Origin of the sequence: Enterobacter sp. ECC-249, from assembly GCF_043965265.1 — a bacterium.
GTDB lineage: Bacteria > Pseudomonadota > Gammaproteobacteria > Enterobacterales > Enterobacteriaceae > Enterobacter > Enterobacter quasiroggenkampii.
Genome location: NZ_CP143660.1, coordinates 318,944 through 338,527, shown reverse-complemented (window position 1 = coordinate 338,527; position 19,584 = coordinate 318,944). Strand labels below are relative to the sequence as shown.

Here is a 19,584-nt window from a genome sequence, read left to right as displayed (position 1 = left end):
GGCCTTTTTGCGTTTATACGCTGCACAAACTGATCCCCCATCACCCTGCTTATACGGTAAACTACCTGCGTTTTTGCATCAGGATAGCGTCTATGAACCACTCCCTTAAGCCCTGGAATACCTTTGGCATTCAACGCAATGCTAATCAAATTGTACGTGCCGATACTGCACAGCAGTTGCTGGATGCATGGCAAAGCGCAACAGAAAAAAACGAACCCGTACTGATTCTGGGCGAAGGAAGTAATGTCCTGTTTCTCGACGATTTTGCGGGAACGGTGATCGTTAACCGCATCATGGGCATTGATGTGGAAGAGCGTGCCGACAGCTGGCACGTGCACGTGGGTGCCGGGGAAAACTGGCATCAGTTGGTGCAATTTACCCTCGAGAAAGGGATGCCGGGTCTGGAAAACCTTGCGCTTATTCCAGGCTGCGCCGGATCGTCACCTATTCAAAACATCGGCGCCTACGGTATCGAACTGAAACATGTCTGTGAATATGTCGACTGCATCGAGCTGGCGACCGGAACGGCTAAGCGTTTAAGCGCAGAACAGTGCCGATTTGGCTATCGTGACAGTATCTTCAAGCATGAATATCAGGACCGCTACGTGATTGTCGCAGTGGGTCTGCGCCTGTCGAAGAACTGGCAGCCAGTGCTGACCTACGGAGATTTAACGCGTCTCGATCCGGCTACCGTTACCGCCCGCGACGTTTTTGACTCGGTTTGCCATATGCGGATGACCAAGCTTCCCGATCCCAAAGTTAACGGGAATGCAGGAAGCTTCTTCAAAAACCCGGTTATCAGCGGCGAAAATGCAAAAGTCTTTCTTGAAGGATGGCCAACCGCACCACATTACCCCCAGGCGGATGGCAGCGTGAAGCTGGCCGCGGGGTGGCTTATCGATCAATGCCAGCTAAAAGGCACTTCAGTTGGCGGTGCAGCCGTTCACCGACAGCAGGCTCTGGTGCTGATTAACCAACACGATGCGACCAGCGATGATGTCGTACAGCTGGCTCACTACGTTCGCCAGCGTGTGGGCGAAAAATTCAACGTTTGGCTGGAGCCAGAAGTTCGCTTCATTGGCCGCACAGGTGAAGTCAATGCCGTGGAGACTATCGCGTGAAGGATAATACTATCCCCTTAACCCTGATTAGCATCCTTGCCGACGGTGAGTTTCATTCCGGCGAACAGCTGGGTGAACGGCTTGGCATGAGCCGTGCTGCTATCAATAAACATATCCAGACGCTCCGTGACTGGGGTGTTGATGTGTTCACGGTTCCCGGAAAAGGCTATAGCCTGCCGGAGCCGATTCAATTGCTGAATGAAGAAGCGATCCGCAGCCAGATTGGACACGGCAACGTGGCGGTGCTGCCGGTGATTGATTCGACGAACCAGTATCTTCTGGATCGTCTGCCTGAGCTGAAATCCGGTGATGCCTGCGTTGCTGAATATCAACAGGCCGGTCGTGGCCGCCGCGGCCGCAAGTGGTTTTCGCCTTTTGGCGCTAACCTCTATCTGTCCATGTACTGGCGACTGGATCAGGGCCCGGCCGCTGCCATTGGCCTTAGTCTGGTCATCGGTATCGTCATGGCGGAAGTGCTGCACGATCTGGGGGCGGATCAGGTGCGAGTTAAATGGCCTAACGATCTGTATCTCAACGATCGTAAACTTGCCGGCATTCTGGTCGAACTGACGGGAAAAACGGGTGATGCGGCACAAATTGTCATTGGCGCAGGCCTCAATATGGTGATGCGTAATGTCCAAAATGATGTGGTGAATCAGGCCTGGACTAACCTCCAGGAGGCGGGGATCGTCATCGATCGTAACACCCTTGCCGTACGTATGATTAAAGAGCTGCGCAGCTCGCTCACGCTTTTTGAGCAGGAAGGGCTGGCACCGTTCATGTCGCGTTGGGAAAAGCTGGATAACTTCATCAACCGCCCGGTGAAATTGCTGATTGGTGATAAAGAGATCTACGGCACTTCCCGCGGTATTGACGCTCAGGGCGCGCTGCTCCTGGAGCAGGATGGCGCGATCAAACCCTGGATGGGCGGTGAGATTTCCCTGCGGAGTGCCGAATAACCGGATGGAGTGAATGATGCGAAAACCCGTCTGCGCGACGCTGGCCGTCATGATGAGCTTGTTGTTCTCACCCCTCTCTCAGGCGGGACAGGCCTGGGAGAGTTACAAGGCACGCTTTTTCAAACCGGAAGGCCGCATTGTCGATACCGGCAATGGCGGCGTGTCGCATACGGAAGGTCAGGGCTTTGCCATGCTGATGGCAGTCGCCAACGACGATAAAGCCACGTTCGATAAGCTCTGGCAATGGACAAACCGTGAGCTGAAGAACAAAGAGAACGGTCTGTTTTACTGGCGCTATAACCCCGCAGAGTCCAACCCGGTCGCTGACAAAAACAACGCCGCCGATGGCGATGTGCTGATTGCCTGGGCGCTGCTTAAAGCCTATGCCCGCTGGCATGACAAACGCTACAGCGCCGCATCGGATGCCATTACAAAAGCGCTGGTTGCCCATAGCGTCATCCGCTATGCGGGTTACCGCGTGATGCTGCCCGGCGTCCAGGGATTTAAGCTTGACGGTGAAGTGGTCCTTAATCCTTCCTATTTCGTGTTTCCGGCCTGGCAGGCCTTCGCCGGACGCAGTCATTTGCCGGTCTGGCGCGATTTGATTAAGGACGGGAAACGCCTGCTGGGAAAAATGGGCTCGGGTAAAGCGGATCTGCCCGCTGACTGGGTTTCACTGGCATCAGATGGCAAGCTGGTGCCCGCTAAAGGCTGGCCGCCGCGAATGAGCTATGACGCGATTCGTATTCCGCTGTACGTTGCCTGGTCTGATAAACAAAGCCCGCTCCTGACGCCGTGGAAAGCGTGGTTTGGTCAATTCCCCCGGGAGCAAACGCCCGCCTGGGTTAACGTCACCACTAACGAATATGCGCCTTACATGATGGAAGGCGGCCTGTTGGCTGTACGCGATTTAACGATGGGGCAGCCTTCCGGAGAACCCGAAATCACCTCTAAAGACGACTACTATTCGGCAAGTCTGAAAATGCTGGTGTGGATTTCAGCGCAATAATAACGCACTGGCTATCCCCTCTCCCCGATGGGGAGAGGGTTAGGGTGAGGGGGAAATCAGTTACTGCGGATACGGTACCCAATCCCCGCCGTTCAGGCGAACGTACGGTTTGTTCTGATACTGAATCACCACCGCGTTGGCGTTCTCGGAGACTTCTGCCGTTTGCGGCAGTTTGCTGGTGAGCTGATCCCAGTTCACGCTATCTTCCACAAACAGCTTCCCGTCAACGGCACGGGCAACCAGTTCTGAGATTGCCAGATAGCTTGTCGGCTGGGTGATTTCAATCGGTGCGCCCTGATGCGGTACCTTCATACCAAAGAATTTAATGCCTGCAGGTACGTTGGTAATCGACGGGCTTGGGATATCACGCAGGCCTGACACCTGCATTCTGTCGCCTTTCAGCGCGCCACCGTGCTCAGGCACCACAACCACCATCACTTTACGACCTGATTTTTCCAGCTCCGTGAAGAACGCGTCCAGCTCGTCAAAGAACTTCTGCGCACGCACTTTATAATCAGCCGTTTTGCTCACGCCCGGGAAATGGTTGCCGTCGTGAAGCGGCAGGGTGTTAAAGAATGTCGCACTGCGCGGATTACTGTCTTTTTCGATGGTCTGCAGCCAGCGTTGCAGGACAGCGGAATCGTCATAGACAGGCGAGCCGTCAAAGCCCAGCAGAGAGACAGGAAGACCGGTTTGGTCCATCAGCGGTGACTGCATGCCACCCTCTTCGCGCACCTCTTTCAGGAAGTTACCGAACTGGCCGTTATGTCCCAGCATCAAATGCTGCGTAAAGCCCAGCTTTGCGAGGTTATCGAACAGATAACACTGGTTGCCAGCGGGTTGATACAGGTTTTTATGCGATGCCTGACCGCAGCTTGCACGCAGCAGACGTATCGCCGCCGGGCCGCTGTACGAGGTGGCAGAGTTGAAATCTTTAAACTGAATATCGAAGTGTGACCACAGCGGATGAGACATCAGTCCGGCGGCGTCCACGTCGGCCCAGGAGAGAGAGCAGATGTTGATCACCAGCAGTTCAAACGGCTGAGCATCCGCTGGCAGCGCATCCGGGAATTTAGTCTGTCGCTTGTCTTCCGCGGTGTAGAAACTGGAAAGCCAGGCGTTCAGGTTTGTCGAGGTCGGCGGTGCGGTCTGGGTTGGGATATCACCCACTACAGGCGTATCGCCTGCTGTGGTGACGGTGGCCGCTGCGCTTCCTCCGGTGGTGGTCACCGTGGTGGTCGGTTGACCGGCAGGCCACAGCGAAAAGTTTGGCCCAGCCAGCGTCAGCACGTTAAGCCAGATCATAATCGCGACGACAAACACCGTGACGCGGATCCACTGTGACAGGAACAGCCAGGCAACCAGCAGCACAAATACCGCGCCGATCATCTGCCAGTTAATAAAGCGCTCGGTCAGATCGAGGACATAGCTGGCGCTAAAGCCCGCCACCTGCGACCCCTGGCTCATAATGCTGTCCGGCCCCGGTAGCCAGGTATCATGCCAGAACAGCGCAAAGCCGACAGGTATAGCGACCCAGTGGCGTAAGCGGTGCAGCCTGATATTCGGCAGCGGCATTAGCAGGAAGGCCATAAACACGAGGTTGAGAAGGGGATGGAAATTCAGATAGCCTGCCCACAGCAGGCCAAACTTCACCAGAAAGTAGAAGTTCCAGCCGGAAAGGCCGCGCCAGTATTGCCAGAGCGGCGAGGGTGACGAAGCGGTATAGGTAGAATTAGTCATGTTTTCGGTCTGCCTTGACGTGTGATGCCCGTGTCAGTGTTCCGGCTGGTTTTACATAGCGAGGTTTAATAAACAGCACTCTGGCCGTATCACGGATACGGCGTATGGAATGGCGCGCATAGTAGCCAAGCGGGAAAAAGATCAGCGCACAGAATATAACCAGTTGAATGATATCGCTGATATTCATGATGATGCGTTCTCCGCGTTGTCTGTTAATAAGCGAAGGGGTTCCGGAACCCGACGCCAGACGTGTCCATCATGTCTGGCATTGACGATCGGTTTGGCATCGCTCTTGATAGCGAGCGGTTTAGCCCATTGTTCCGGCTGGAGCGCACGCATCTGCACCAGCTCCGCGCTAATCGTATTATCTTCGAACCAAATCATACGGTTCGAGAAAATATCCCCCGTAGGCAGGGGGAAGATGTGGTTAAGCGCCGTATCGAGATCGTTTACCCGGCAGAAGGACAAAAATAGCACCAGGCGATTGTCGCCAATCGTCATGATGTCCCCTGTACGGTTCGGACGGCATAAGGTAAGCGCCTGTTCAACGCGGATACCCGGAACAGGGCGCAGGGCAACCATAACCCCTTTTCCGTCAGCAGGAAGAAGCGTGTTGTTCATCATGTTGCCCACGGCGTCGCAGAAGGTATCCCATTTTTGGTATCCACGCAGCTTCATCGGCTGCGTCATAGAGAGCAGCGTAGAAATGTCTTCCGGCACATGGCGGCTAAACTGCTGGCCCTGAACGCTTTCGATAAGCGTCAGGCAGCGTGACAGCGGCGCGTTCCAGGGAATGACCATATTTGCACCACAGCCCAGGAGCAGACGTTCATCAGTAGCGCGCAGGCTGGTATTGTTTTCGCGCACGATGATTTTTAACGCGCTTCCGCGCTGGCGGCGCAAGGTGTGGATCTGCCTTGCCAGCGTCTCAATCTGGTTATTCTGCATCAATGAGAAAATAAGGGTTGCCGCCTGGGTTGTGCGGGCTTCATGAAAAAGGTCTTCGTTAGATTCAAACAGCGACCAGTTTTCCGACAGGGCGGGCGCCCCCTCTAAAACCGCGATATGGCTCAGAATGCGTTTTTCATCACTGCGCGGCTGCACCACGGTTTCTTCCTGCTGTGCCAGGTGCCACTTACCCTCGATTTGTTTCAGCGTAAGTTGTTGTCTGGCGCTCACGCCTTTTTCATTACACCAGAAAGCAATATCGTAGAGATAGCTTCCCACCTGGTCACGAACGCTTGCCAGACCGAACAGGGAACGATATTCACCCATTAAAAGTGAAAACAGCTTGTCATTATTACTGCCGGGATTGACTATCAATAGCGTGCAATTTTGAAATTTTGCCCATTTATTGATTTTTTCCAGCCACGGCAGCAGTTTTTCAGCAGGGATATTTTGCAGGACGTTATTTGCGCATTTAAGGATCACTAAATAGTGATCCGGATCAATAGTGCACTGAACATCGCGGGACAGAAAGTATAGACTATCGGCATCCGGTGTCATGGAAAATAATCGCACCGTCTGAGGCCCGCGATCGTTTTCCAGCGTGATAATTTTCTTCGGATCTTCGCCCATGCTAATGACTGCCACGCGGGAATCCTCATCCTGGGCAGCAATTGTCTGGTTTACCAGACTGATAGCATCTTCATTTCGGTCCGTATTAATCCACCAGACTCCTCCGACTGGCATGTGGCTCAATTCGTCCCATAATGACTGGATGCCAATAGAAAATATGGAGTCCACGGTGTCCCTCTTTTCGTCTAATTTATCTGTATCTCAGTTTACTAGCGAAAGCGTAGAAATAAACCTAACATTGAAATTAAAGAACATCAGATTTAGCATGTAAATGAAATTTGTCAGGGCAGGAAGCCCCGCAACTTCTTTAGCGTGCGATTTTCCTCAAAGGGATGGAAAAAGAATGGATAATAATGAATCTGGTACCCCAGTCGACTCGACCCTGGGTTACACATTCCAAAACGATTTTCTGGCGCTGACGCAGGCCTTTTCTTTACCTGAAATAGATTACACCGATATTTCCCAGCGGGAACAGTTGGCCGCGGCTATTAAACGCTGGCCGTTATTAGCTGAATTCGCCCATCAACAATAAGGGAGCCATTGATGGCCATACTCGGATTACAGGGTGTCCGTGGGGGTGTGGGTACCACATCTGTTACCGCGGCGCTGGCGTGGTCATTACAGCTTTTAGGTGAATCGGTGCTGGTTATTGACGCCTGCGCCGATAATTTGTTGCGTATGTCGTTTAACGTCGACTTTACTCGCGAAGAGGGCTGGGCCCGCGCGCTGCTTGATGATAAAGACTGGCAGGATGCAGGGATGCGCTATACCTCCCAGCTCGATCTGCTGCCGTTTGGTCAGCTGACCACCACGGAACGCGAGAATGAAGCCGCGTATCAGCGCCTGTTTTCGCAGTTCACACTGGCGCTGCAAACCCTGAAAGAAAAGGGGCACTACAAGTGGATCCTGCTGGATCTGCCGCACGGTGCCGGCACGCTGACCCGACAGCTTATCGCCCAGTGCGATCACGTCCTCTCGATCGTCAACGTCGATGCGAACTGCCATATCCGCCTGCATCAGCAGGGGCTGCCTCAAAATGGCCATATCCTGATTAACGATTTGCGCATTGGCAGCCAGATCCAGGACGATCTGTATCAGGTCTGGCTGCAAAGCCAGCGCCGTCTGCTCCCTATTGTCATCCATCGTGATGAGGGGATGGCGGAATGCCTTGCGTCGAAGCAACCGCTCGGCGAATACCGCAGCGATTCACTGGCGGCAGAAGAGATCCTGACGCTGGCTAACTGGTGTCTGCTGAACTTCGCCAACAGGGCGGAGCATGCAGGGAGTGATGTATGAGTCGTCTCGCCAGCTGGTTACTCATCCCACCGGTCAGTTCGCGTTTGAGCGAACATTACCGGCATTTTCGCCGTCACGGCGCGTCGGCATTTAGCGCCGCGCTCGGCTGTTTCTGGATGATTCTGGCCTGGATGTTTATTCCACTCGAACACCCGCGCTGGCAGCGCATACGTGCCCGGCACAGTGAGCTATATCCGCACATTAATCCCAACCGGCCGCGTCCTCTGGATCCAGCACGTTATCTCATTCAGGCTATCTGGCTGGTGGTCACGTCATCCCGCTCAGAGAAAATAACGCCGCACTGGCGAAGCTTCTCCCGCGTGCAGCAGTTACGTGAACGCTACCATCAGTGGCTCGACAGATTGCCCAACAGCGTCAGCGATAAGACCAGCCATCTGGATAACCATAAAGAGCTCGGGCATCTCCACCCGGGCTTGCGGCGTTTTATTCTCGGCGTGATCGTCGTGTTCTCGCTCATTCTGGCGCTGGTCTGTATTACGCAGCCTTTCAACCCTCTGGCGCAGTTCACCTTCCTGATCCTGCTGTGGGGCGTGGCGCTGCTGGTGCGCCGAATTCCGGGCCGCTTCTCGGCGCTGATGCTGATCGTATTGTCGCTGACCGTCTCCTGTCGCTACATCTGGTGGCGTTATACCTCGACGCTGAACTGGGACGACCCGGTGAGTCTGGTGTGCGGCCTGGTGCTGCTGTTTGCTGAAACCTACGCCTGGATCGTGCTGGTGCTGGGCTATTTCCAGGTGATTTGGCCGCTCAACCGCCAGCCGGTTCCGCTGCCAAAAGATACGACCCAGTGGCCAACCGTCGATCTCTTCGTGCCGACCTACAACGAAGACCTGAGCGTGGTGAAGAACACCATCTACGCCGCGCTGGGCATCGACTGGCCGAAAGATAAGCTTAAGGTCTGGATTCTGGATGACGGCAACCGTCCGGCGTTCCGCCAGTTCGCGGAGGAGGTCGGCGTCGAATACATCGCCCGTCCGACGCACGAACATGCTAAGGCCGGCAACATCAACAACGCGTTGAAGTATGCCACCGGGGAGTTTGTTTCGATTTTTGACTGCGACCACGTGCCGACGCGCTCGTTCCTGCAGATGACCATGGGCTGGTTCCTGAAGGAGAAAGAGCTGGCCATGATGCAGACGCCGCACCACTTCTTCTCGCCGGACCCGTTTGAACGTAACCTTGGCCGTTTCCGTAAGACCCCGAACGAAGGCACGCTGTTCTATGGCCTGGTACAGGACGGAAACGACATGTGGGATGCCACCTTCTTCTGCGGCTCATGCGCGGTTATCCGCCGTAAACCGCTGGATGAAATTGGCGGCATCGCCGTCGAAACGGTCACTGAAGATGCGCACACCTCGCTGCGCCTGCACCGTCGTGGCTACACCTCAGCCTATATGCGTATTCCGCAGGCTGCCGGTCTGGCAACGGAGTCACTGTCGGCGCACATTGGTCAGCGTATTCGCTGGGCGCGCGGGATGGTGCAGATTTTCCGTCTCGATAACCCCCTGATCGGGAAAGGGCTCAAGCTGGCGCAGCGTCTTTGCTACGTCAACGCCATGTTCCACTTCTTATCCGGTATCCCGCGGCTGATCTTCCTGACCGCGCCGCTGGCGTTCCTGCTCCTTCACGCTTATATCATCTACGCCCCGGCGCTGATGATTGCGCTGTTTGTTCTGCCGCACATGATCCACGCGAGCCTGACGAACTCGAAGATACAGGGTAAATACCGCCACTCCTTCTGGAGTGAAATCTACGAAACGGTGCTGGCCTGGTACATTGCGCCGCCGACGATGGTGGCGCTGATTAACCCGCATAAAGGGAAATTCAACGTCACCGCGAAGGGCGGTCTGGTGGAAGAGGAGTACGTCGACTGGGTGATCTCCCGGCCGTATATCTTCCTGGTGCTGCTGAATATCGTGGGCGTCATCGCCGGTATCTGGCGTTACTTCTACGGCCCGGAAAACGAAATCCTGACCGTCTTCGTCAGTATGGCCTGGGTCTTCTACAACCTGATTATCCTCGGCGGCGCGGTGGCTGTGTCGGTGGAGAGCAAACAGGTTCGTCGCGCGCATCGCGTTGAAATCTGCATGCCTGCGGCGATCGCCCGTGAAGATGGTCATCTCTTTTCCTGTACCGTGCACGACTTCTCTGACGGCGGTCTGGGGATCAAAATCAACGGTCAGGCGAAGGTGCTGGAAGGACAGAAAGTTAACCTGCTGCTCAAGCGCGGTCAGCAGGAGTATGTCTTCCCCACGCAGGTCGTTCGCGTGGTGGGCAATGAAGTCGGCCTGCAGCTGATGCCGTTGACCAAAAAGCAACATATCGATTTTGTGCAATGTACGTTTGCCCGCGCGGATACGTGGGCTCTCTGGCAGGACAGCTTCCCGGAAGATAAACCTCTGGAAAGCCTGCTGGATATTCTGAAGCTGGGGTTCCGTGGCTATCGTCACCTTGCAGAATTTGCCCCGTCGTCGGTGAAATTAATATTCCGGTCACTTACTTCGCTGGTTTCCTGGGTCGTGTCGTTCATTCCTCGTCGTCCTGAGCGGGATGAGGCGAAGCAGGCGGACCCGGTTATGGCTCAACAATGATGATAACGCGATGAAAACAAAACTTTCCTGGTTATGTGCAGTGGCAATGGGGATGAATGTTATCCCCGCAACAATGGCTAACGCAGCTCCTGGTAACGCAGCGGCAACGCCTGCGCCAACGGTACCTGTCGTCGCGCAAGCAACCGATCCGGTTGTCACCGCGGCACCTGGTCAAACAGAAAATATCACGCCGAACCAGCCAACGGAGGGGAACACCCTGCCGGCAGACGGCCAGGTCATCGGGCAGGTAATGCCGGGCGTCCCGGGGGCGAATGCGCCCGTCGTCGCGGACAATGCGCCGTCGCGGGACGTGAAGCTGACCTTCGCGCAAATCGCGCCGCCTCCGGGCAGCATGGTGCTGCGCGGCATCAACCCTAACGGCGGCATTGAGTTTGGCATGCGCAGCGATGAGGTTGTCTCTAATGCAGTGCTGAACCTTGAATACACGCCGTCACCGTCGCTGCTGCCGACTCAGTCTCAGCTGAAGGTCTATCTGAATGATGAGCTGATGGACGTTCTGCCGGTCACCAAAGAGCAGCTGGGCAAGAAAACCCAGGCTCAGGTGCCGATTAACCCGCTGTTCATCACCGACTTTAACCGCATCCGCCTGGAGTTTGTCGGTCACTACCGCGATGTCTGCGAAAACCCGGCCAGCAACACGCTGTGGATGGACGTCGGGCGTAACTCCTCGCTGCAGATGACCTACCAGTCGCTGGCGCTGAAAAACGATCTCTCGGCCTTCCCGGTTCCGTTCTTCGATCCGCGGGATAACCGCCCGCTCACGCTGCCGATGGTATTTGCCTCGTCCCCGGACGTGACTGAGCAGCTGGCGGCGACCATTGTGGCGTCCTGGTTTGGTTCGCGTGCGGGCTGGCGTGGTCAGAGCTTCCCGGCGATGTATGACAAACTGCCGGACAGAAATGCCATTGTGTTTGCGACCAACGCGAAACGCCCGGCCTTCCTGCGCGACCATCCGGACGTCAAAGCACCGACCATTGAGATGATTAGCCACCCGGAAAACCCGTACGTGAAGCTGCTGGTGGTCTTTGGTCGTGATGATAAAGATCTGGTGCAGGCAGCAAAAGCCATTGCCCAGGGTAACGTCCTTTTCCGTGGCAACAGCGTTGTGGTGGATGAGGTCAAACCGCTGCTGGCGCGTAAACCTTATGATGCGCCAAACTGGGTGCGTACCGACCGTGCGGTGACATTCGGTGAGCTGAAAACCTATGAAGAACAGCTGCAGGCGACGGGGCTTGAGCCAGCGCCGATTAGCCTGTCGCTGAATCTGCCGCCGGATCTGTATCTGCTGCGTACCAACGGTATTGATATCAATCTGAACTACCGCTATACCGCGCCAGCGACCAAAGACAGCTCGCGCATGGATATCAGCCTGAACAACCAGTTCCTGCAGTCATTCAGCCTGCAAAGCACGCAGGATACTAACCGCCTGATGCTTCGCCTGCCGGTCTTGCAGGGGCTGCTGGACGGTAAAACGGATGTCTCCATCCCGGCTCTGAAGCTGGGTGCGATAAACCAGCTGCGCTTTGACTTCCAGTACATGAACCCGATGCCTGGCGGCTCGGCGGAAAACTGCATCACCTTCCAGCCGGTTCAGAACCACGTGGTGATTGGCGATGAGTCGACCATCGACTTCTCGAAGTACTATCACTTCCTGGCGATGCCGGACCTGCGCGCGTTTGCTAACGCGGGCTTCCCGTTCAGCCGCATGGCCGATCTCTCTGAGTCCATTGTGGTGATGCCAAAAGCGCCAAACGAAGAGCAGGTCACGACCCTGCTGGACACCATGGCGACCGTCGGGGGACAGACGGGATTACCGGCGATTAACGTCACGTTGACGGACGATGGCAGCCAGATTCAGAATAAAGACGCTGACATCATGGTGATCGGTACCATTCCGGACAAGCTGAAGGATGACAAGCGTATCGATCTGCTGGTGAAAGCGGCCCAGTCCTGGGTTAACACGCCGCTGCGCCAGACCGAGTTCCCGAGCATTATGCCGGATGTGAACGACCGTCAGGCCAGCGCGCAGACGACGGTAACGTCTCAGGGGGCAATGGCCGCGGTGGTGGGCTTCCAGTCACCTTACAACGAACAGCGTAGCGTGGTGGCACTCCTGGCGGACAGCCCGCGCGGGTATGAACTGCTTAATACGGCCATGAACGACAGCGGTAAACGTGCCGCGATGTTTGGTTCCGTGTCGGTGATCCGTGAGTCCGGCGTCAATAGCCTGCGCGTGGGCGATGTGTACTACGTAGGCCATCTGCCGTGGTTTGAACGCCTGTGGTATGCGCTGGCTAACCATCCGGTTCTGCTCGCAATCCTGGCTGCGGTTAGCGTGGTCTTGCTGGCATGGGTGCTGTGGCGTCTGCTGCGAATCATCAGCCGTCGTCGTCTGAACCCGGATGAGTAAGATGTGATGAAAGCCTTTCGCTGGTGTGTATTAGCAGCGGTAATGCTGGCGGCGCTTCCTCTTCGCGCGGCCTGTACCTGGCCTGCCTGGGAGCAGTTTAAAAAGGACTACATCAGCGAGGGCGGGCGTGTCGTTGATCCCAGCGACACGCGCAAAATTACGACCTCGGAAGGGCAAAGCTACGCCTTGTTCTTTGCCCTTGCGGCGAACGATCGCAAAGCCTTTGACCAGCTTCTGACGTGGACGCGCGATAATCTTGCCGGTGGCGATCTCAACGACCATCTGCCTGCCTGGCTATGGGGTCAGAAAGATAAAGAGACGTGGGCGGTGATTGATACCAACTCCGCCTCTGATGCCGATGTCTGGATCGCCTGGTCACTGCTTGAAGCGGGTCGGCTGTGGAAACATCCGGACTATACCCGTACGGGTAAAGCGCTGCTGAAACGCATTGTCAGCGAGGAAGTGGTGAAAGTCCCGGGGCTTGGCGCAATGCTGCTTCCCGGTAAAGTCGGCTTTGCCGATGAACACGCCTGGCGCTTTAACCCCAGCTATCTTCCTCCGCAGTTAGCGAGTTATTTCACGCGTTTTGGTACCCCGTGGACCCAGCTTCGTGAAACCAATCTGCGCCTGCTGCTGGAGAGTGCGCCGAAAGGCTTCTCGCCGGACTGGGTGCAGTATCAGAAAAACAGAGGCTGGCGGTTACAGCAGGATAAGGCGCTGGTGGGCGGCTACGACGCCATTCGCGTGTATCTCTGGGTGGGCATGATGAGTGATAAAGATCCTCAGAAAGCCCAGCTACTGACGCGCTTCCAGCCGATGGCGGCAAAGACCATGAAACGGGGTGTACCGCCGGAGAAAGTGGATGTGGCGACGGGGAAACGCATCGGCGACGGCCCGGTCGGGTTCTCTGCCGCTATGCTGCCGTTTTTACAACAACGTGATGCCCAGGCGGTTCAGCGCCAGCGCGTTGCGGACCATTTTCCCGATAACAACGCCTATTACAGCTACGTGCTGACTCTTTTTGGGCAAGGATGGGATCAGCATCGTTTTCGCTTCACCGCAAAAGGTGAATTAATACCGGATTGGGGCCAGGAATGCGCAAGTTCACAGTAAATCTACTCAGTTTATCGCTTGGCCTGGCGCTTATGCCGTGGGCCCAGGCCGCCAACTCTCCGCAGCAAAAACAGCTGCTGGAGCAGGTGAGGCTGGGCGAATCGACACAGCGTGAGGATTTGGTTCGTCAGTCGCTCTATCGCCTTGAGCTGATTGACCCGAACAACCCTGACGTCATTGCCGCACGCTTTCGCTACCTGCTGCGTCAGGGCGATAACGCCGGCGCGCAAAAAGAGCTGGATCGTCTGAAAGGGATCGCGCCGGGCTCAAGCGCGTACCAGTCATCACGCAACACGATGCTGCTTTCCACTCCGGATGGCCGCCAGCAGCTCCAGCAGGCGCGACTGCTCGCCACTACGGGGCATACGCAGGAGGCGATTGCCGCCTATGACAAGCTGTTTGACGGCAACCCGCCGGGTGGCGACGTGGCGACGGAATACTGGAACGTCGTGGCGAAAGACCCCGCTCGCCGGAATGCGGCCATTAACCAGCTCAAGAAAATAAACAGCAGCAGTCCCGGAAATACGCAGCTGCAGGCGACGTTGTCCCAGCATTTGTTCCAGAGCGGACGCCGTGATGAAGGCTTTGCGGTATTGCAGGAGATGGCCAAATCTACCAATGGGCGTAACCAGGCGTCTGATATGTGGTATGACCAAATCAAAGGTCAGCCTGCCAGCAGCGCCAGCGTCAGCGCGCTGCAAAAATACCTGAGCGTCTTCAGCGACGGTGATAGCGTCGCGGCGGCGCGTGCCCAGCTTGAAGCGCAGCAAAAACAGCTCGCTGACCCGGCGTTCCGCGCGAAAGCGGAAGGGCTGGCGGCGGTGGATGCCGGGCAGGGGAGTAAGGCGGTAGCTGAGCTGCAAAAAGCCGTCAGCGCCAACCATGCCGACAGTGAAGCGGTGGGTGCCCTTGGACAGGCTTATTCCCAGAAGGGTGACCGCGCTCGCGCGGTGGCGCAGTTTGAAAAGGCAATTGCCCTCGATCCCCAGAGCGATAACCGGGGTAAATGGGACAGTTTGCTGAAGGTTAACCGTTACTGGCTGCTGATCCAGCAGGGCGACGCGGCGCTTAAGGCGAATAACCCGGCGCAGGCGGAGCGTTACTATCAGCAGGCACGCGGTATCGACAATGCCGACAGCTATGCCGTGCTGGGGCTGGGCGATGCCGCCGCGGTGCGTAAAGATAACGACGCGGCGGAACGTTATTATCGCCAGGCGCTGCGTATGGACAGCGGCAACAGCAATGCGGTCCGCGGCCTGGCCAATATTTACCGCGCGCAGTCCCCTGAGAAGGCCTCGCAGTTTATCCAGTCTCTCTCAGCCAGCCAGCGTCGAAGCATTGATGATATTGAGCGTAGTCTGACCAACGAGCAGCTTTCCTCCCAGGCCGAACAGCTTGAGAGCCAGGGGAAATACGCGCAGGCGGCAGATATTCAGCGCCGTCGTCTGGCGCTCTCTCCCGGCGACGTGTGGATAACCTATCGTCTCGCGCGCGATCTCTACAGCGCGGGTCAGCGCAGCCAGGCGGATACCCTGATGCGTCAGCTTGCAAGCCAGAAACCGTCCGACCCGGATCAGGTGTATGCCAACGGGCTCTATCTTTCCGGCAACGATCAGGACCGGGCCGCGCTGGCGCATCTGGAGACGCTGCCGCGCAGCCAGTGGAACGGCAATATTCAGGAGCTTGCCGACCGCCTGCAAAGCAACCAGGTGCTGGAAACCGCCAACCGCCTGCGCGACAGCGGCAAAGAGCAGGACGCAGAGAATCTTCTTCGCCAGCAGCCAACCTCCACCCGTATCGATCTGACGCTGGCGGACTGGGCACAGCAGCGCGGCGATCTGGACTCGGCGAAAACGACGTACAACGCCGTGCTACAGCGTGAACCGCAGAACGAAGACGCGATCCTCGGCCTGACCGAAATTTATAGCGCGCAGGGTGACAAAGATGCCGCGCGTGCAGAGCTGGCGAAACTGCCCGCCGCGCAAAACGGCCAGCCGCTTTCGCTCAATATGCAGCGCCGGATCGCGATGGCACAGGCGGGTCTGGGCGATTCCGCCGCCGCAGAACAGACCTTCAATAAAATTATTCCGCAGGCTAAATCGCAGCCCGGCTCCATGGAAAACTCGCTGGTGTTACGTGACGCCGCGCGTTTCCAGGCGCAGAATGGCCAGCCTCAACAGGCGTTGGAAACCTATAAAGATGCGATGGTGTCGTCCGGCATCACCACGACGCGTCCGGTGGATAACGACAGTTTCACCCGTCTGACGCGTAACGATGAAAAAGACGACTGGCTGAAGCGCGGCGTTCGCAGCGATGCCGGTGACTTGTACCGTCAGCAGGATGTTAACGTCACGCTGCAGCACGACTACTGGGGCTCCAGCGGCACGGGCGGTTATTCGGACCTGAAAGCGCACACCACCATGCTGCAGGTGGATGCCCCGCTCTCAGACGGGCGCATGTTCTTCAGAAGCGACCTGGTCAACATGGACGCCGGTTCATTTGATAACAATAACGGGACTTACGATCCAAAATGGGGTACCTGCTACGAAACGCCGTGTAGCGGTAACACCCATCAGTCCGACAATGGTGCAAGCGTAGCCGTCGGCTGGCAGAATAAAACCTGGGCGATGGATATTGGCACCACGCCAATGGGCTTTGACGTCGTCGACGTGGTGGGCGGCATCAGCTACAGCAGCGATCTGGGTCCCATCGGCTATACCGTTAACGCCCATCGCCGCCCAATCTCCAGCTCTCTTCTGGCCTTTGCGGGACAAAAAGATACCAACACCGGCACCACCTGGGGCGGCGTACGTGCCACCGGTGGCGGGGTAAGCATGAGCTATGACAAAGGGGAAGCGAACGGCGTCTGGTCAAGCCTGAACGCGGAAACGCTGACGGGTAAAAATGTGGAAGATAACTGGCGCGTCCGCTGGATGACGGGTTACTACTACAAGCTCATTAATAAAAACAATGAGCGCCTGACGGTCGGCGTCTCCAATATGCTCTGGCACTACGACAAAGACCTGAGTGGTTATACCCTGGGTCAGGGCGGTTACTACAGTCCGCAGGAGTATGTCTCCTTCGCGTTGCCGGTGACCTGGCGTAAACGCACGGAGAACTGGTCCTGGGAGCTGGGCGGCTCGGTGTCCTGGTCCCACTCCAAAACCAAAGACGAGCTGCGTTACCCGATCCAGAATCTGATCCCGACCGATGAGCCAGACCGCTATACCGACCGGGGCGTGATGGAAACCGGCAGCAGTTCCTCAGGCACGGGTTATACCGCGCGAGCCATTATCGAACGCCGCGTAACGTCCAACTGGTTTGTGGGCATGGGCGTGGATATTCAGGAAGCGAAAGACTATACCCCAAGCCATGCGTTGATCTATGTGCGTTACTCTGCTGCAGGCTGGCAGGGCGATATGGACTTACCGCCGCAGCCGCTCATACCTTACGCGGACTGGTAATCGGATTTTCCTTAATCCATTTGTAAGTCTCTCTTAATAGCGCGGCAATCGGGTATACTCAGGCGCGCCAGGTTTACACCCTGGCGCGCCCTGCGCTTCGAGTTTTGTGGAGAGTCATTTTGCGTGTCAGCCGTTCCTTAACAATCAAACAGATGGCGATGGTTTCTGCCGTCACCATGCTGTTTGTCCTGCTTTTCTGCGTAATTTTGCTGTTTCATTCCGTACAGCAGAATCGCTATAACACGGCTTCGCAGTTAGAAAGTATCGCCCGTTCGGTACGCGGCCCGCTCTCTGCCTCTATCCTGAAAGGGGATATTCCTGAAGCGGAAACCATTTTAAAACGCATTCAGCCTGCCGGCGTTGTTAGCCGCGCCGATGTCGTCTTGCCCAACCAGTTTCAGGCGCTTCGGATGAGCTTTATCCCGGAGCGTCCCGTCCCAATGATGGTAATGCGCCTGTTTGAAATGCCGGTGCAGATTTCGCTGCCCGTTTATTCACTCGAACGCCCCGCCAATCCGCAGCCGCTGGCCTACCTGGTATTACAGGCGGACTCCTACCGCATGTATAAATTCGTCATGAGCTGGGTAGTTACGTTAGTGACCACTTGCTTACTTATGACGCTTATTCTCAGCGTGGCGCTCACCTGGTGCATTAACCGGCTGATTGTTCATCCGCTGCGCCGTATCGCCCGCGAGCTGAATGCGCTTGCGCCGCAGGATCAGATGGGGCATCAGCTTGAGCTGCCGCGCCTGCATCATGACGATGAGATAGGTATGCTGGTGCGCAGCTACAACCTCAACCAGCAGCGCATTCAGCGTCAGCAGGATGAGTTAAACAGCAGCGCCACGCACTTCCCGGTGTCGGAGCTTCCCAACAAAGCCTTCCTGATGGCGATGCTGGAGCAGACCGTTGCCCGTCAGCAAACCACGGCGCTGATGGTTATCGCCTGTGAAACCCTGCAGGACACGGCTGGCGTGCTCAAGGAGAGCCAGCGCGAAATGCTGCTGCTGACCCTGGTGGAAAAAGTGAAGTCTGTCCTTGCCCCGCGTATGGTGTTGACCCAGGTCAGCGGTTACGACCTGGTGGTGATTGCCAACGGCGTAAAAGAACCCTGGCATGCGATCACTTTAGGTCAGCAAGTACTCACTGTCATTAATGAGCGGTTGCCCATTCAGGGTATCCAGCTTCGTCCAAGCGCCAGTATTGGTATCGCCATGTACTACGGTGATTTAACGGCAGAGCAGCTTTATCATCGCGCGTTCTCGGCGGCGTTCACCGCCCGGCGCAAAGGGAAAAATCAGATCCAGTTCTTCGACCCGGAGCAGATGGAAAAGGCGCAGCAGCGCCTGACGGAAGAGAGCGACATCCTGACCGCGCTGGATAACCGCCAGTTTGCCCTCTGGCTACAGCCACAGGTGAATTTGCTGACGGGAGAAGTAAAAAGCGCCGAGGCGCTGCTACGCGTTCAGCAGCCGGATGGTTCATGGGAGCTGCCGGAAGGGCTGATTGAGCGCATTGAGTCCTGTGGACTGATGGTTACCGTCGGCTACTGGGTGCTGGAGGAGTCCTGCCGTCAGCTTGCCGCCTGGCAGGAGCGCGGCGTGGCGCTGCCGCTGTCGGTTAATTTGTCTGCCGTGCAGCTGATGCACCCAACTATGGTTTCAGAGATGCTGGAGCTGATCCATCGTTACCGAATCAAGCCTGATACGTTAACTCTGGAAGTGACGGAGAGCCGACGCATCGACGACCCCAATGAGGCGGTCGCGATTCTCAAGCCGCTGCGTAATGCCGGTATTCGCATTGCCCTGGACGATTTCGGCATGGGGTATGCCGGGCTGCGTCAGCTTCAGCACATGAAGACCCTTCCGGTGGATGTGCTCAAAATTGACAAAGCGTTTGTCGACGGTCTGCCGGGCGACAGCAGCATGGTACAGGCGATTATCCAGATGGCACGCAGCCTCAACCTGCATCTTATTGCCGAGGGGATTGAAACCGAAGCGCAACGCGCCTGGCTGGCAGAGGCGGGCGTGGAGAGCGGGCAAGGCTTCCTGTTTGCCCCCGCGGTCCCTTCGGATGTCTTTGAAGAGCGATACCTTTCTGGCGCTGACCATCACGCAAAAGTGTAATTTTGTTGCTGGCTTGTGCGAGCCAGCTCAAAGTTCTTAACATTTGTGTTTCAAATTTGAACTGAGTTTATTTCTGTCCTGTTATGTGGGTGTTATTTTAAAGCCGCAGGTTAACCATAACCTTACAAAGCCTGT

General features: G+C 56.3%; 13 protein-coding genes. 10 read left to right on the top strand and 3 right to left on the bottom strand.

Annotated elements, in window-relative coordinates; translation table 11 throughout:
- Window positions 1–92: 92 nt before the first annotated feature.
- Genes murB through V1587_RS01680 form a run of 3 tightly spaced genes read left to right on the top strand, consistent with a single transcriptional unit; the run spans window position 93 to window position 3,089 of the window.
- On the top strand, window positions 93–1,121 hold the full coding sequence (gene murB / locus V1587_RS01690) for a UDP-N-acetylmuramate dehydrogenase (protein ID WP_371899041.1): 1,029 nt from the start codon (window positions 93–95) through the stop codon (window positions 1,119–1,121).
- The gene (gene birA / locus V1587_RS01685; protein ID WP_371898954.1) at window positions 1,118–2,080 is read left to right on the top strand and encodes a bifunctional biotin--[acetyl-CoA-carboxylase] ligase/biotin operon repressor BirA; all 963 of its coding nucleotides are present in this window, start codon (window positions 1,118–1,120) and stop codon (window positions 2,078–2,080) included. The genes murB and birA overlap by 4 nt, the downstream gene beginning before the upstream one ends.
- 16 nt (window positions 2,081–2,096) lie before the next feature.
- Window positions 2,097–3,089, top strand: a complete 993-nt coding sequence (locus V1587_RS01680) for a glycosyl hydrolase family 8 (protein ID WP_371899042.1) — start codon at window positions 2,097–2,099, stop codon at window positions 3,087–3,089.
- A gap of 60 nt (window positions 3,090–3,149) precedes the next feature.
- On the opposite strand, the gene bcsG is transcribed toward V1587_RS01680, so the two are convergent.
- From bcsG to bcsE, 3 genes are read right to left on the bottom strand one after another with little or no spacing between them, the layout of a single operon-like run.
- The gene (bcsG, locus tag V1587_RS01675) at window positions 3,150–4,829 is read right to left on the bottom strand and encodes a cellulose biosynthesis protein BcsG (protein WP_371898955.1); all 1,680 of its coding nucleotides are present in this window, start codon (window positions 4,827–4,829) and stop codon (window positions 3,150–3,152) included.
- On the bottom strand, window positions 4,822–5,019 hold the full coding sequence (bcsF, locus tag V1587_RS01670; RefSeq protein ID WP_024908822.1) for a cellulose biosynthesis protein BcsF: 198 nt from the start codon (window positions 5,017–5,019) through the stop codon (window positions 4,822–4,824). The genes bcsG and bcsF overlap by 8 nt, the downstream gene beginning before the upstream one ends.
- Window positions 5,013–6,575, bottom strand: coding sequence for a cellulose biosynthesis c-di-GMP-binding protein BcsE (gene bcsE / locus V1587_RS01665; protein WP_371898956.1), 1,563 nt, complete (start codon window positions 6,573–6,575; stop codon window positions 5,013–5,015). The genes bcsF and bcsE overlap by 7 nt, the downstream gene beginning before the upstream one ends.
- Before the next feature lie 175 nt (window positions 6,576–6,750).
- On the opposite strand from bcsE, the gene bcsR reads away from it, so the two are divergent.
- The 7 genes from bcsR to hmsP all read left to right on the top strand — a co-directional run bounded on the left by bcsR (window position 6,751) and on the right by hmsP (window position 19,449).
- Window positions 6,751–6,939, top strand: coding sequence for a cellulose biosynthesis protein BcsR (bcsR, locus tag V1587_RS01660; protein ID WP_348957984.1), 189 nt, complete (start codon window positions 6,751–6,753; stop codon window positions 6,937–6,939).
- Between the two features lie 11 nt (window positions 6,940–6,950).
- The gene (gene bcsQ, locus V1587_RS01655; RefSeq protein WP_024908825.1) at window positions 6,951–7,703 is read left to right on the top strand and encodes a cellulose biosynthesis protein BcsQ; all 753 of its coding nucleotides are present in this window, start codon (window positions 6,951–6,953) and stop codon (window positions 7,701–7,703) included.
- Window positions 7,700–10,315, top strand: a complete 2,616-nt coding sequence (gene bcsA, locus V1587_RS01650; protein WP_371898957.1) for a UDP-forming cellulose synthase catalytic subunit — start codon at window positions 7,700–7,702, stop codon at window positions 10,313–10,315. The genes bcsQ and bcsA overlap by 4 nt, the downstream gene beginning before the upstream one ends.
- Window positions 10,316–10,325: 10 nt before the next feature.
- Complete coding sequence (gene bcsB / locus V1587_RS01645; RefSeq protein WP_371898958.1) at window positions 10,326–12,746, top strand: cellulose biosynthesis cyclic di-GMP-binding regulatory protein BcsB; 2,421 nt, start codon at window positions 10,326–10,328, stop codon at window positions 12,744–12,746.
- Between the two features lie 6 nt (window positions 12,747–12,752).
- A complete protein-coding gene (gene bcsZ, locus V1587_RS01640) occupies window positions 12,753–13,859 on the top strand; it encodes a cellulose synthase complex periplasmic endoglucanase BcsZ (RefSeq protein ID WP_371899043.1) in 1,107 nt (368 codons plus the stop codon).
- Complete coding sequence (bcsC, locus tag V1587_RS01635; RefSeq protein ID WP_395314490.1) at window positions 13,841–17,323, top strand: cellulose synthase complex outer membrane protein BcsC; 3,483 nt, start codon at window positions 13,841–13,843, stop codon at window positions 17,321–17,323. The genes bcsZ and bcsC overlap by 19 nt, the downstream gene beginning before the upstream one ends.
- Before the next feature lie 119 nt (window positions 17,324–17,442).
- Window positions 17,443–19,449, top strand: a complete 2,007-nt coding sequence (gene hmsP / locus V1587_RS01630) for a biofilm formation regulator HmsP (protein ID WP_371898960.1) — start codon at window positions 17,443–17,445, stop codon at window positions 19,447–19,449.
- The last annotated feature ends 135 nt before the right edge of the window (window positions 19,450–19,584 follow it).

Coding starts and splice junctions, on each gene's coding strand:
- murB (WP_371899041.1), top strand. CDS start 93: ATGAACCACTCCCTTAAGCCCTGGAATACCTTTGGCATTCAACGCAAT.
- V1587_RS01680 (WP_371899042.1), top strand. CDS start 2,097: ATGCGAAAACCCGTCTGCGCGACGCTGGCCGTCATGATGAGCTTGTTG.
- bcsG (WP_371898955.1), bottom strand. CDS start 4,829: ATGACTAATTCTACCTATACCGCTTCGTCACCCTCGCCGCTCTGGCAA.
- bcsR (WP_348957984.1), top strand. CDS start 6,751: ATGGATAATAATGAATCTGGTACCCCAGTCGACTCGACCCTGGGTTAC.
- bcsQ (WP_024908825.1), top strand. CDS start 6,951: ATGGCCATACTCGGATTACAGGGTGTCCGTGGGGGTGTGGGTACCACA.
- bcsA (WP_371898957.1), top strand. CDS start 7,700: ATGAGTCGTCTCGCCAGCTGGTTACTCATCCCACCGGTCAGTTCGCGT.
- bcsB (WP_371898958.1), top strand. CDS start 10,326: ATGAAAACAAAACTTTCCTGGTTATGTGCAGTGGCAATGGGGATGAAT.
- bcsZ (WP_371899043.1), top strand. CDS start 12,753: ATGAAAGCCTTTCGCTGGTGTGTATTAGCAGCGGTAATGCTGGCGGCG.
- bcsC (WP_395314490.1), top strand. CDS start 13,841: ATGCGCAAGTTCACAGTAAATCTACTCAGTTTATCGCTTGGCCTGGCG.